This is a genomic window from Bacteroides salyersiae WAL 10018 = DSM 18765 = JCM 12988 (assembly GCF_000381365.1).
In the GTDB taxonomy this organism is placed as follows: Bacteria; Bacteroidota; Bacteroidia; order Bacteroidales; family Bacteroidaceae; genus Bacteroides; species Bacteroides salyersiae.
Genome location: NZ_KB905467.1, coordinates 1,483,286 through 1,496,016, shown reverse-complemented (window position 1 = coordinate 1,496,016; position 12,731 = coordinate 1,483,286). Strand labels below are relative to the sequence as shown.

At 34.1% G+C, this 12,731-nt stretch carries 13 protein-coding genes and 1 pseudogene; all 14 read left to right on the top strand.

Annotated features, from left to right (window positions below):
- Window positions 1–789: a M48 family metallopeptidase gene (locus HMPREF1532_RS17615; RefSeq protein ID WP_005932519.1), complete on the top strand. Its 789-nt coding sequence runs from the start codon at window positions 1–3 to the stop codon at window positions 787–789.
- A 14-nt stretch (window positions 790–803) separates the two neighbouring features.
- Window positions 804–1,685 (top strand): M48 family metallopeptidase, encoded by an 882-nt coding sequence (locus HMPREF1532_RS17610; protein ID WP_005932517.1) that lies wholly within the window; start codon window positions 804–806, stop codon window positions 1,683–1,685.
- Window positions 1,686–1,832: 147 nt separating this feature from the next.
- Window positions 1,833–2,720, top strand: a complete 888-nt coding sequence (locus HMPREF1532_RS17605) for a vWA domain-containing protein (protein WP_025819067.1) — start codon at window positions 1,833–1,835, stop codon at window positions 2,718–2,720.
- A 33-nt stretch (window positions 2,721–2,753) separates the two neighbouring features.
- Window positions 2,754–3,599: a vWA domain-containing protein gene (locus HMPREF1532_RS17600; RefSeq protein WP_005932512.1), complete on the top strand. Its 846-nt coding sequence runs from the start codon at window positions 2,754–2,756 to the stop codon at window positions 3,597–3,599.
- Window positions 3,600–3,696: 97 nt separating this feature from the next.
- On the top strand, window positions 3,697–4,860 hold the full coding sequence (locus HMPREF1532_RS17595; RefSeq protein WP_044097531.1) for a hypothetical protein: 1,164 nt from the start codon (window positions 3,697–3,699) through the stop codon (window positions 4,858–4,860).
- A gap of 2 nt (window positions 4,861–4,862) precedes the next feature.
- The gene (locus tag HMPREF1532_RS20590) at window positions 4,863–5,852 is read left to right on the top strand and encodes a protein kinase domain-containing protein (protein ID WP_005932505.1); all 990 of its coding nucleotides are present in this window, start codon (window positions 4,863–4,865) and stop codon (window positions 5,850–5,852) included.
- Window positions 5,849–6,844 carry an AarF/UbiB family protein gene (locus HMPREF1532_RS17585; RefSeq protein WP_005932503.1) on the top strand — a complete coding sequence of 332 codons (996 nt, stop codon included), beginning with the start codon at window positions 5,849–5,851 and terminating at the stop codon, window positions 6,842–6,844. The genes HMPREF1532_RS20590 and HMPREF1532_RS17585 overlap by 4 nt, the downstream gene beginning before the upstream one ends.
- A gap of 169 nt (window positions 6,845–7,013) precedes the next feature.
- A complete protein-coding gene (locus HMPREF1532_RS17580) occupies window positions 7,014–7,775 on the top strand; it encodes a transglutaminase domain-containing protein (RefSeq protein ID WP_167556087.1) in 762 nt (253 codons plus the stop codon).
- Between the two features lie 59 nt (window positions 7,776–7,834).
- A pseudogene (locus HMPREF1532_RS22070) lies at window positions 7,835–7,912 on the top strand (zinc-ribbon domain-containing protein); the annotation flags it as partial.
- A 6-nt stretch (window positions 7,913–7,918) separates the two neighbouring features.
- The gene (locus HMPREF1532_RS17575) at window positions 7,919–8,293 is read left to right on the top strand and encodes a hypothetical protein (RefSeq protein ID WP_044097530.1); all 375 of its coding nucleotides are present in this window, start codon (window positions 7,919–7,921) and stop codon (window positions 8,291–8,293) included.
- 1 nt (window position 8,294) lies between these two features.
- A complete protein-coding gene (locus HMPREF1532_RS17570) occupies window positions 8,295–9,071 on the top strand; it encodes a zinc ribbon domain-containing protein (protein ID WP_005932495.1) in 777 nt (258 codons plus the stop codon).
- On the top strand, window positions 9,068–9,859 hold the full coding sequence (locus HMPREF1532_RS17565) for an OmpA family protein (protein WP_005932492.1): 792 nt from the start codon (window positions 9,068–9,070) through the stop codon (window positions 9,857–9,859). The genes HMPREF1532_RS17570 and HMPREF1532_RS17565 overlap by 4 nt, the downstream gene beginning before the upstream one ends.
- Window positions 9,860–9,865: 6 nt before the next feature.
- Window positions 9,866–11,287 (top strand): zinc ribbon domain-containing protein, encoded by a 1,422-nt coding sequence (locus tag HMPREF1532_RS17560; RefSeq protein WP_005932489.1) that lies wholly within the window; start codon window positions 9,866–9,868, stop codon window positions 11,285–11,287.
- A 112-nt stretch (window positions 11,288–11,399) separates the two neighbouring features.
- Entirely contained in the window at window positions 11,400–12,725 is a 1,326-nt protein-coding gene (locus HMPREF1532_RS17555) for a BACON domain-containing protein (protein ID WP_224203010.1), read from the top strand.
- Window positions 12,726–12,731: the final 6 nt, after the last annotated feature.

Genomic DNA, 12,731 nt, shown 5'->3' with positions numbered 1-12,731 from the left:
ATGCCCTTAACCGAAGGATATACAAAGTTAAAGAGTAAGGCCGAACAGATTGTAGAATCTGTGAAATCCTCAAAATTTCTTTCACAAAAGAAAGAAATGTCTCTTCCATATGCATATCCCTGCGATAATTATATGGATGCAATCCTTTCAAATGGATTGGTTCGTAAAACACTTCAATTATTTGCCGATAAATACTGTAAAAAGCAAATCAAAAAAATAAAATCAACAGGGCAATTAGTCAGCAGAAGTAATTATCCACACTTATATGATGTCCTTCAAAGTTGCTATAAATCTTTGAATGTTGAGGACATTCCGGAAGTATATATTACTAATCAACTCAAAGGTATAAATGCATTAAGCGTAGGAACAGACAATGCTCCAATCATTCTTATCAGTTGTAAGGCGGTGATTAGTTTGCCTGATGGGGAATTGAAATTTATGATAGGTCACGAACTGGGGCACATTCTTCAGAAGAACCTAATGTGTCATACTATTAAAGGATTATTAGATAATCTAAATAACAAATCTGAGATTTTGGGGCCTATCGTATCTGATTTGATAGATGTTCCACTCAATCAATGGTATAGATGTGCAGAATATACTGCGGACAGAGCTGGGTTGATATGTGTAAAAAGTATATTGCACATTAAATCTTTATTCACAAGGTTATGTAACACAAATATTAAAGAGACAAATCAAATCGCAAGATATTTTGAGTTGAGCAATATACATCCCATGTATAATAGTAGACTCAATCAATTGGAACAATTTATTTCACTTCAACAATAGTAATTATATGATATATGATTAAGAATAAGCAAATACTAAAAGGCTTGGATCACTCACAATATGAACATCCATTTGACCAAAAAGCATTGACAGCTTTGAAGAAAACTCCTGGCTTAAAGGTTGTAGGTGACTTTATTACTAAGCATACAATTGAAAAGATTTATACTGTACAGTATACCGGTAGTAATTTAAAAGTTACAAAAGATAACTATCCGAACATTTATGAGTATGTACAGTATGCTTGTCAGATTTTAGACATTCCTAATATCCCGGATTTATATATTCAATGGGGATATGGAATCAATGCATTCACTGTTGGTTCTGAAAATCCGATAATAGTTCTTAATTCTGGATTGATAGATCTTTGCGATGATGATGAAATCATGTTTATCATAGGTCACGAATGTGGGCACGTAAAGAGCAATCACATGCTGTACCATATGATGGCTCAGGTAATAAATATGGTTATAGACGCCATTCCATTTGGTAGTATCGCTGCAGCTCCACTGCAATATGCATTATATTACTGGGATAGAATGTCTGAATTTACAGCAGACCGCACAGGATTACTTTGTTGCCAAAATAAAGATGCTGCAATTTGTGCATTCATGAAGATGGCGGGAATGCCAATTAAAGAGTTCAATAATATGAATTACCAGACATTCATTCAGCAGGCAATAGAATTTAAACAATTGGATTACAATGCAATGAGTAAGGTCATTAAGTTCATATCCATTGCTGATGCATCGCACCCATGGACAGTAATGAGGGCTGCTGAGTTGTTAAATTGGATTAGTGCTTCCAATAGTTTCTATGGTTCACTAATTAAAGAAGATAAGGATAGACCTGTTTTGATAGACCAATCCGTAATAGACTCTATTGCTAAATTGTGGTAATTAGGAATTATTAAAAATAAGAAAGATTAGGTATTGTATTATGATCCAGTAATTAAATAATATGCACATAAATCAATTTACAAGAGCTGGACCTTTTTAGAGAAACCTACGCTTTTTATTTGCTATAGAAGCGAATAAGCAAATAATATGGAAAACAAATTAAAATCATTAAATATACAAATTATGTACACTAATAATGCAACAAGAAAACATCCGGGATTGGTTATACTTATGATAGACCAATCAGGTTCTATGGAAGGTGCTAGCGTAGCTAATGGTAAGCCTTTGGCTATTATTGCCGCAGATAGTATCAACATCGTATTAACTGAAATGGTAAAAATAGCTACAAGACCAGTTGGAGATGACGATGAAGAGGTTCGGGACTATCAAAAGGTAGTAATTATTGGCTACGGTGGTGAACCAAACACTTCTGCACAATTGCTTTATGAAGGTTACCTTTCTGATATTGCAAATAGACATAAGGAAGAAAAAATGGACACTATTGCAGGTCCATTATCTATATTAAATGTCGTAAGACCAGTCGCAGGTTACGTAACGCCAATGGCTGCTGCTTTTGAGATGGCAAAGCAGCATATTAACAAGTGGAAGAGTGAAGGTAGAGATGGAGAAGAAGATCCTAGTCCTATTGTAATTAATATAACAGATGGAGCACCTTCCGATGAAACAGGCTATTGTACAGAGGCAGCATTAACAAATACTGCTATAGAAGCTCATGAAATCATGAAGATTTCATTTGCGGATGGTTTCCCCCGTATTTTTAATATTATGATTAGTCAATTGGATGGGAATGAAGTGCGTTTCCCTGATAATGCTAATGCTCTTGGTGAAGACCCATTCGCTCAGTTTCTTTTTACTATCTCATCAAACATGACAGAGGATTTAATCTCTGGTATATCAGAAAAAGGTCTTGGAAATGCAAATGCTAATTCTAAGATCCTTATGATGAATATAAATGATCCTAGTGCACTTGTAAATATTCTTCGAGTAGGTACAAAGGTCAAAAAGATGCGATAAACTCAACATTCAAATAATAAACAATTATAGACTATGTATTCAAACAGATTTACCAGAGAGAACCCAGGCTTGATTGTTTTCCTTGTAGACCAATCTGGCTCAACGGAAGATGTTATGCCTATTGATGGCCATGCCATTGCAGATCATATTGCAGATTTAGTGAATGCTTGTATCACTGAAGCTATTAAACAGGCCACAATACAAACATCCGATGATGACGAGGAAGTTAAGCATGAGATTTGTTTTGTTATCATAGGATATGGTGGAAAGGGAAATCCAGACGACGAAAAAGACGAGGGTAACTGGAAAGCAGAACTATTAATGGCTCCTAAATATAGTGATGTTATTAGTAAAGAATATAACTACCAAAAGTCTGTTATCTCCAATCTTGAGATTTTACCTATCCTTACTCCTGCTCATGGTGGAGGAACTCCTATGGCATCTGCTTATATGACAGCATATAATGTCTTAAAACAGTGGAATCAATCTCACGATGGAGAAAGAGATCCTGTGCCAGTTATTATAAATATTTCAGACGGTGAGCCTACTGATAATACGGCAGATTTACGTAAAGCCATAGAAGATATTAAAAGTTTGCAGACTGCTGACGGAAGTCCGTTAATAATTAATTTACATATTTCTGCAAAACCGAATGCAAAGGAATTAAAAGCTCCATCTAATATTGAGGACTGCTATGATGATTACTCAAAACTTATGTTCGAAATTTCAACAGAGGTTACTGATGATATAGTCAATAATAGTGAACCTATACAAAGATTAGGTATATCCAAAGGCGGAAGACTTTTCTGCTCAAACATTAAGGATCCTGCATATGCCGGTCAATTTGTAAGCATCGGAACTAGAGTAAAGATGAAGTAAAAACATCATTAATTAGGGAAACAATATCGGTGTAATAAAATTGCATTATCATTCTCAGTTGAATAGACCGATATTGTTCCTCGTTATTTGGGGTAAAATGAAATATCTTCTAAAGAAAATAAATATATTCTTACTAAGTATAGTAACTGTAATTATTGGAAAAATAAAGAAATTAAGTTCTAATAAACAAAATCAAAATTATATGATTGATAATCAAGATAAAGAAATTATGCAATCAAAACAGAACCTCGTAAGAGGCTTTGTCTGTCCTTATCCTGGTTGTTCTTTCGGTAGTTGTCAAGATACATTATATGCGGATCCTGCAAAAGGCTTCTTTAGTGTCGTAGATGGTGTAAGTGAAGGTATGGGACAGTCATATTATGTAAAACTTTTATCAAGGTATAAGTCTGGTTCAGACAATATTCGACTTTCTGTATATGATGCAGAAAATATACACGGTGCATGGAAAGAGTATCAAGAGACGTTAATTGCAGAAGGGCGTATGCCTAGAAATGCCCATCGCTTATATCAAGAGGGTAAGTATGCTCATGCAACATACATACGAATGAAATTTTCCCTAGGTGAGACCGAAAATGACAACATTAGGTGGAAATGTGCTGTACTAGGAGATAGTGCACTGCTTCACATTCATAAGTCAGATGGTGTATTGATAATTAAACATGTCGTAATGTCTAATGAAAATGTTAGAGTAGACAAATTTAAATATTCTGATACAACTGGGTATTATGACTTTAGCCAAGCCCCAGATCAATTAGATGAAAAAGGTACATGGTTAGAAAACGAGGCATACATAGAAGATATTAGTTGTGAGAGCGGTGATATTTTTCTTTTAACAACAGATCATGTATCTGCTTGGATTCTTGACGATGCTTCTAATTCTATTAGTAGAATCAATCAATTGTTGTCAATACAGACACAGGAAGAATTCCAAAAATTGATTGATAATGAACGAAGAGAAAACCCAGAAACAGGTCGACAGAATATGGGGGATGATGACTCAACTGCATTAATAATAGAAATAGGAGATCCCCAAAAACTTGAATTCGGTGTTACTGCAATCATTGATCCACGCGAAAAATATGAAGAGGAGAAGGCTCTAAAAGAAGTAGTTCATCCAAAAGAGACTATTCATAATAATGACGACTTCACTTTAGATAGTACCGAAACTGAAACAATAGAACATAAGGAATCATCTACAAATGAAATAGAGACTCAACATAAGGATAATATCGAAGATTAAATATGAAGCAATATTCAGAAACAATATGCGATACAGTCATTAATGACTGGACCATGATTCCAGCTAATTTGAAAGCAGGGAAAGTGTTGTTGAATAAGAAAAATCGTCCTATTGCGAGAAAAGGAGGTTGGTGCAAAATCTATAAATGTGAGATTGATGGAAAACCTAAAGCGCTACGCTTATGGCTTAATGAAATGAATGAAAAAGAAATGGCGGAACGATCTAAAGCAATTAGTGAATTCATTACCACACATCAATCTAAGTATCTAATTAACTTTGAATATATTCCTGAAGGATATATGTTCAATGGTGAAAAATATCCAATTATATTGATGGATTGGTGCCAAGGCAGAACAATGAAACAATATATTTCCGATTGTGTAGAAGAAAGCGACACTGAATCTATATTAACATTGGCTCGTCAATTCCTTGAAATGACAGACGAATTGCATTCTTTGGGAATTTCGCACGGGGACCTTCAACATGACAATATTATGATTACTGAGGATGGTTCGCTGAAACTTGTTGATTATGATTCAATGTTTGTTCCAGCTCTTGAAGGCTCAATTGAAACAATTAAAGGGAAAGCAGGCTATCAGCATCCTACTGCTAGAGATAAAAATAAATATTTACAGCCCTATACAGATTATTTCTCTGAATTAATGATTTTTCTAACTTTATATTTGGTAGGACACAAACCTGATTTATGGGATTCAGACAAAGTTAATGATGACGATAAGGAGGATCAATTGTTATTTAAGATTACAGAAGTTAAGGACTCTCAAAACAAATATTGTGATTGGGATATAAAAGGAGTACCAGCCTTATTTGGAGGTCTGCAAATGGCTCTTTTAGCAACTGATATAAAGGCATTAAGTCCTCTAAGTTCATATGTTGATGCTGCTAATATTTATCCTAAGATGAATAAGAGGATTCCACCTGTTGCACAAAAAGTTTCAGGTGCGGATATTCCTGATAATCTATTCAAATGAGTGATTTAAGTTTAGTTGCAATTGGCACAATTTTTTCGGATTTTAGGACTTCCTTTGTAGGTGAAAGTCTTAAAAATTCAGAGCCCGTCTTAAATAAAAAAGGTAGGCCTATTTTTCGTAAAGGCAACCTGTGTGGAGTAACAAAAATACGTTATTCATCAGGAAATATTAAAGCTTTACGAATGTGGCAATCCGAATCTACTAATTCTAAAGGAATATGCGAACATATTTCAAAATATATTGAGCAACATCCTGCTCCATATTTGTTAAATATGTCGTATCTATCTAATGCCATCTATTTCAATGGAGAATATTTCTCTGCTTTATTAATGGATTGGTGTGATGGGCGTAGTTTGAAAGAGTATATAAACATCCACATCAATGATATAAAGCAGTTAATATTATTGAAGGAATCATTAATTGAGATGTTCAAGGATATGAATCAAAGGGGTATATCCCACGGAGACATACATCATAATAACATATGTATATCAGAGGAAGGCACTCCGATTCTTATTGATTATGATTCAATGTTTGTTCCATCTCTTAAAGGTCATGAGGACAACTGTTTAGGCTATAGTGGCTTTCAATTGCCCAATGCCCGTGAAAATAATAAATATCTATCGAGTAAAACAGATTACTTTTCCCAATTGATAGTTATACTTACTTTAGAATGTATCATACAAAATTCATCATTGTGGTCTCGTTATCTTGATGATGATGATACTGTATCTCTTTTATTCAAGAGAGAAGACTTTCTAAAATTGAAGAGTAGTAATATATATTCTGACATTAAGAATCTTAAAGAAGAAGTTCCTTACCTCTTGAATGTATTAGAACAGTATTTGCAGAAACGCAATATTGATGAATTGTGGCCTTTTTATGAATCCAACAAGGACGTTCAATCATTATATTGCATAAATTGTGGGCAAAAAGTAATTGAGATAATAGATAAATATTGTACTAAATGTGGTTCCTCAATATATGTATAATAGAAATATAAAGACAAAGAATATTATTACTTCATATTATTCAGAACACTTAGAATTAGTAATTTCTGATAGGTATCTTAAGTTTTGTTCAATACCATGGTATCCGTCTTTTGATGAATTTATTGTAGAAATTCAGGGGAGTTTAGGAAATATACATCTGAATAAGACTATGAAAAGGTCAAATAGCAATTTAGATATATCATCATTAAAAGAAGGAAGATATTTCATTAATCTATACATAGCAAATAAGAGCAAGGCACAAAAAGTAGCACTAATGCACGAGAACATTATGATAGATGCGTGTAAAGATGACAAAAGTTTTATTTTCCCACTATGTTATGAGCCGAATATGGATTTTATCAATAATATTCCTATTTCTGAAAATGATTTATTAAAATACACCATATCAACAAAGAGCATAGAATGTCATAAGCCTGAAATTAATACGTTAGCCAGAGAAATATGTAAGTTCTCGCACAACGATTACAATTGTTTATTGTGTATTCATGATTGGATTGCACACAATTTATATTATGATATGGATAGTTATAACAATGGCGACTATGCTATAAATACTCATAAAGCTATTGATAGTATAAAATGTGGGAAAAAATGTGTTTGCAGTGATTTCACATATTTGACTGTTGCATTAGCAAGGTCGTTAAATATTCCTACTATTTGCATCACATGTAAGACTGAAGAGAAACGAAATTGCTGGAATAATGTGCAAAATCAAATTATAGCAGATCATATATTTGCCGCATCATTAGTCAACAATCGATGGATACTAATGGACAATACTTGGGATTGCGGTAATCAGATTGTGAATGGAGTATTCCATAAGAGATTACAAGGATATGATAGAAAATTTTTTGATGTCTCATTAGAGATACTGTCATCGACACATCGATTTGTGGATATCTATGTGTAATATAAATACTAATATGTGAATTTCAACAATATTAACGTAATAACTTTTCTGATTAAAATATGTCAATACAATGTTCAAACTCAAACTGTCTAACGGAAAATCCAGATAACGCAAAGTTCTGTCGTAAATGTGGATTACCGTTTTTGAAAGATGTAAAAAAAAACGCAAGTAATGTACCCATAGAAGAAATAGATAACTGTCCTTTCCATCTTAAACATCCAGAGTTACATTTAAAACCAATATCAGAGTTTGAGAAGTTGTTCTTTTGGTTTAATAAGCCAGAATATGTAGAAGACCCGTCAGAGGCAGAAGATTCTGAATACCTCTTTATAGCAAGGGATGGTAAATTGGGTATTTTATACTGGACTATTGAAAAGCACTGGTATGGAAAGGAGGATATTTATAATAGAATTATTCCATGCAAATATGATCGCATAGAGAAAGCAGAGGGGTATTTTGTTTGTCATAAAGGTTCAGAAGTAACATATATAGATTTAAAAGGAAATATATTAAAATAAAATGAATATACAATGCCCTAATCCAGAGTGTCGTGCAGAGAATCCTGCTAGCGCTAAGTTTTGTAGGAAATGTGGTACTGCGTTTGCACCTGCAAATAGATATAAGCCAATGATAAATTCTGTTATCAGTAGAGTATTTAAAGTATTTACAAAATCTACTTATACAAGTACTGAAACGTTCACACTTGACACTTTTAGGAATATATCGTTCCAACCTGTTTCGGTTGTAAAGATTCGCTTTGTGAACAGATTTGTTTTATTTCTTTGTCTGTCGTTTGTGGTATTGTGGTTTGCTACAATAACAGGACTGACAGGAACAGTCTTTTATAAGATAGACCACTGGTTTTACGAAGAAGTCTTTATATATCATCAATATATAGTTGAGTTAGGATGCTTAGCAATAGCAGGTTTATGTACACTCTTTATTGTAAAGTGGTGGATACAGAAGTTGCGATATAAACTCAATGCAGACTACATTGAAAGCAACTTTGTAAATAAAGAGATTGTACGCATTGCATGTAAATCCAAGATAGGGCTGTTTGATAAAAATAAGAATAAGGTTCTTTTATCTTCAAGTTATTCAAATATAGAGAAGTTTGATAACGAGCACCTGCAAATTAGCAAAGGCAACAAGAAAGGTCTATATAGTCTTACCTATCGTAAGATTATTATTCCAGTATTGTACGATTCAATTGTTCAATTTTCAAATTCAGTAACATCGGCAACTACACAAGGAACGGAGCATCACTATGATGTAAAAGGAAATAAATTGCGATGAAAAAACTTTTTAAGAAAGATTTTGGAGAAGAGCATAACTTTTGGATGAGTTATACAGACCTAATGTCTGGTTTCCTTGTTGTATTCATTATATTGAGTGCTATTCTTTACAATCATTATAACGACAAGGTTGCTGAGGCAGAAAAAGCACAGCAGGAAGCTGTTGTAAAACAAAAATTGTATGAAGAAGCCTTGGCTTCGCTCGAACGTGCAAGTTTAGATTTGGAACAACAGGCGGATATTATAGATTCCCTGAAACAAAACAACTTGAAGAATCTAATCCGACGATACCACGATGTATTTGTATATGATGAGTATGTCAAAGTCACTTTTGATACAATTAGGGGTAGTATCATATTGACCAATAGGGATATCAGAAAAGATTTGTTCGTTCAAAGAAACGAACCAATAATGCAAAAAGAATTGAAGAATTATCTGCGACATATTGGTTCATCTTTAATTTCCAGGACAATGACAATATGGAAAGAACAGAACAGGAAAAACATAGAGCTACGCATTGAGGGACATACTGACCCCTTATGGGATGGAGAGAGAGGAACGGATTACGGATACATACGAAACCTCGAATTATCATCGGGACGTGCAAACCTTGTATATAGTTATATATTTAATAACTGCAACTTAAGCTCCGAACAAAAAGAGTTTGTCCAGAAGCAAGTGATTAGTGTTGGTTACTCATTCTCAGATCGAGTACAGAAGAATAATATATATGATGTCTCTTTAGACCCAATGTCACGAAGAATTGAATTTAGAATAATCTCAAAGTAATGACCTATGGATGAAACCATTAACATACAAGAAGTGTCAAACTCAGTAACAGAAAACATCTCTACCATCAATGATGAGTTGAATCTTATAGTTACATTAACAGGACTATCAATCACAGCAGTTTTCTTTGCATTGTATTTTACAAAGTTAAGGTCAAAACAACTGCTTAACTATGTGCCTAACGTGTGGACATCGTTGGGTATATTAGGAACCTTTATTGCGATTGTGGTCAGCTTGGATAGTAGCGGCACAAACTCACTGAGTGATGTTGATACTTTAGTGAAAAATATAATACCAGCATTTACCACATCTATAATAGGTATTATTGGTGCGGTAGTTTGTTCTGTCGCTATAAAGATTATCTACGCATATGAGGAAAAGGAAGAGGATGAGTTTTATCGAAGAACAGTAGGCAATGAGAAATCTCCCGAACTGGTTTTGAACGATATAAAAGTATCATTGTTACAGTTGATAAAGGTTTCCCAAAATCAAGAAGCGAATATAAAATCGTTTTTGAACAACTATATACACCAATTAGACGCATTTTATAGTAGGATATATGAATCAAACAAAGAGCAGGTAAAAATATTATCCGATGAGTATGTACATAATGTCACACAGGTGTTAGCAGAAACGAACGAGGAGATAAACAGACGTATAAATACGTTATTGCTCTCTCACTCTGAATCAGTGCAAGCATATTTAAAAACAGAGAAAGAGAAACTTGATGAAGTTGCTAATGATATAAAATCATTTCTGAATAACGTTCCAGAGAGCGTAGATGAGATGAAAATTGAAATGATAGAAGTATTGCGGAAAGCAATTATTGAGAAGTATAACCAATTACTGGAGGGTAATGATGCATTTACTAACCAACTTCTTGAAAGAGTTTGTACTTTTGAAAGTAGGTTGGCTGCTGCTACAAGCCAGAATTGCTCAGACACTCTTAATACGACACAATCTGAAATACAAAGAATTATTACTTTACTTGAAAGCAGCCTTAAGTCACAATCCAATTCAATGGAAAGGGTATCAGCAACGTTGAGTGCTGATATAAATAACCTTGTATCGGCAGTCAATAAGTCTATCGGTGACTATGAAGCAATGGTTGAGCAGTTGAATAAGCTTATCCCTGTTTTGCAAGAGCACATTAAACATTCTGAAGACAGTGTGTCTGCTTCAGAACAGAATAGTGAAAAATTGACCGAGGTACTTAAAACATTGGATGAGATTGTTAAAAAGAATCAGCAGCTCCGTTATGAGTTAACTCAATGGAGGCGAGTTCATAAAAAGGTCAAGATTAACGATAAGAATGGCACTAAAGAATGCCCTAATTGCAGTGCGGAAAATCCAATAGATGCCAATTTTTGCCGTAAGTGTAATTATGGCTTCTGGGATTGTGAAACTATTGCATCAAGTTTAAAGTAACATGACATCAAAGGAATGTCCTTCATGTAAAACGTCCAATCCAGAATCTGCAAGTTATTGCAGAAAATGTGGTACACGGTTTCCCGAGCATACCAAGCCCGGGAAAAGTCATATGTGTCATATTGAAAACTTTGCTATAAAGAAACAATCTAATGGAAAGTTCCTTGTTGAATGGAATGCAATAAACGCGGATAAGGTAACTATTAATGGGCGAGATGTAACAGGACAAAATAGGTTTATCGCGACTGTAAAAGATAGCCAAATGATATTATTGCGTGTAGATAATACTACATCATTCGATGTTAAAGAAGTCAATGTTGTATATGATTCTCAAACCATCTACAAGGATAAGGTCGTAGAAAGAACGGTAACATCAGCAACAAATGTAGTTACTATTATTCTCCTTATAGTATTCATAATAATTTCAGCCTTTTCTCTCCATTATGCATATCGATTGGAGGACCGCAACTATAGTGGAGAAAGATTCTTGTCTAATATCTTCGGGTATAAGTCATATCTATTGATAAATGGTTCCAACGAGGGACGAACAGTTAATATTCCAACTCATGGAGCCTCTCTTATGTATGATGTCAAGACAAATGCATCAGAATATGAAGTCTTGGATTTGCCTAAATGGTGCACATTAGAAAAGAATGACTCGTATTTTATAATTAAGGCAACTAAAAATAGACAGAGCAATAGAACTGCAAACATTCGTATCAAAACCAGGAATGACGAGGTGACAATGTGCTTGGATCAAGCAGTATATAAACCTCAACGATTATTGGTTAATGATAAGAAAGTTGTTGATAGCAACCTCAGTGCTTCATCAGGACAAATCACTTATCAAGTAAATACAGATGCGGATAGTTACGAAATTAACTCTTTGTCATCTTGGTTCAGGGTTATTACTCAAGGCACGGAGTCATTTACTATTTCATATGAAGAGAACCCTAAACGAACAGAGCGTACAGATTGGTTTAAGGTCAAATCTGAAGGAATGGAAGTCAAAATCAATCTTATTCAGGTTGCTCAAAAAATCACAGGCCAAATTAAGGATGTAACAGTTGAGCATAATGTATTTAAAAATGGTGTGAAGGGAATGAAAATTCTTGTAGACTTCTCGGTGCAAAACATGAAGGGTATAGATGGTTCTTGTGCCGTATATTTCTACTATGAGAATGGCAATAGGGTCAAAGATACTAATGGAAGTTATGCTACATCAGATAATCAAGCGGCAACTCACAAAACAATAAAACCTAACTATGATAGCAGTTCGTATACAGATGTCGAAATATTCATGCCATATAATGAGTTGGAAGTTGGGACTGGTAAGCACAATTTGAAATTCTATTGTAAAATATGGGAATATTCTACATCATCGGCAATTTCTGTCGCAGAATCTCAATATTATTCCTTTACTCTAACCAATAACTAAAGGCAT

What these genes read in the sequence shown, in the direction of transcription:
- HMPREF1532_RS17600 (WP_005932512.1), top strand. Translation starts at nt 2,754, where the DNA reads ATGTATTCAAACAGATTTACCAGAGAGAACCCAGGCTTGATTGTTTTC.
- HMPREF1532_RS20590 (WP_005932505.1), top strand. Translation starts at nt 4,863, where the DNA reads ATGAAGCAATATTCAGAAACAATATGCGATACAGTCATTAATGACTGG.
- HMPREF1532_RS17610 (WP_005932517.1), top strand. Translation starts at nt 804, where the DNA reads ATGATTAAGAATAAGCAAATACTAAAAGGCTTGGATCACTCACAATAT.
- HMPREF1532_RS17580 (WP_167556087.1), top strand. Translation starts at nt 7,014, where the DNA reads ATGAAAAGGTCAAATAGCAATTTAGATATATCATCATTAAAAGAAGGA.
- HMPREF1532_RS17560 (WP_005932489.1), top strand. Translation starts at nt 9,866, where the DNA reads ATGGATGAAACCATTAACATACAAGAAGTGTCAAACTCAGTAACAGAA.
- HMPREF1532_RS17565 (WP_005932492.1), top strand. Translation starts at nt 9,068, where the DNA reads ATGAAAAAACTTTTTAAGAAAGATTTTGGAGAAGAGCATAACTTTTGG.
- HMPREF1532_RS17595 (WP_044097531.1), top strand. Translation starts at nt 3,697, where the DNA reads ATGAAATATCTTCTAAAGAAAATAAATATATTCTTACTAAGTATAGTA.
- HMPREF1532_RS17570 (WP_005932495.1), top strand. Translation starts at nt 8,295, where the DNA reads ATGAATATACAATGCCCTAATCCAGAGTGTCGTGCAGAGAATCCTGCT.
- HMPREF1532_RS17605 (WP_025819067.1), top strand. Translation starts at nt 1,833, where the DNA reads ATGGAAAACAAATTAAAATCATTAAATATACAAATTATGTACACTAAT.
- HMPREF1532_RS17615 (WP_005932519.1), top strand. Translation starts at nt 1, where the DNA reads ATGCCCTTAACCGAAGGATATACAAAGTTAAAGAGTAAGGCCGAACAG.
- HMPREF1532_RS17585 (WP_005932503.1), top strand. Translation starts at nt 5,849, where the DNA reads ATGAGTGATTTAAGTTTAGTTGCAATTGGCACAATTTTTTCGGATTTT.
- HMPREF1532_RS17555 (WP_224203010.1), top strand. Translation starts at nt 11,400, where the DNA reads ATGTGTCATATTGAAAACTTTGCTATAAAGAAACAATCTAATGGAAAG.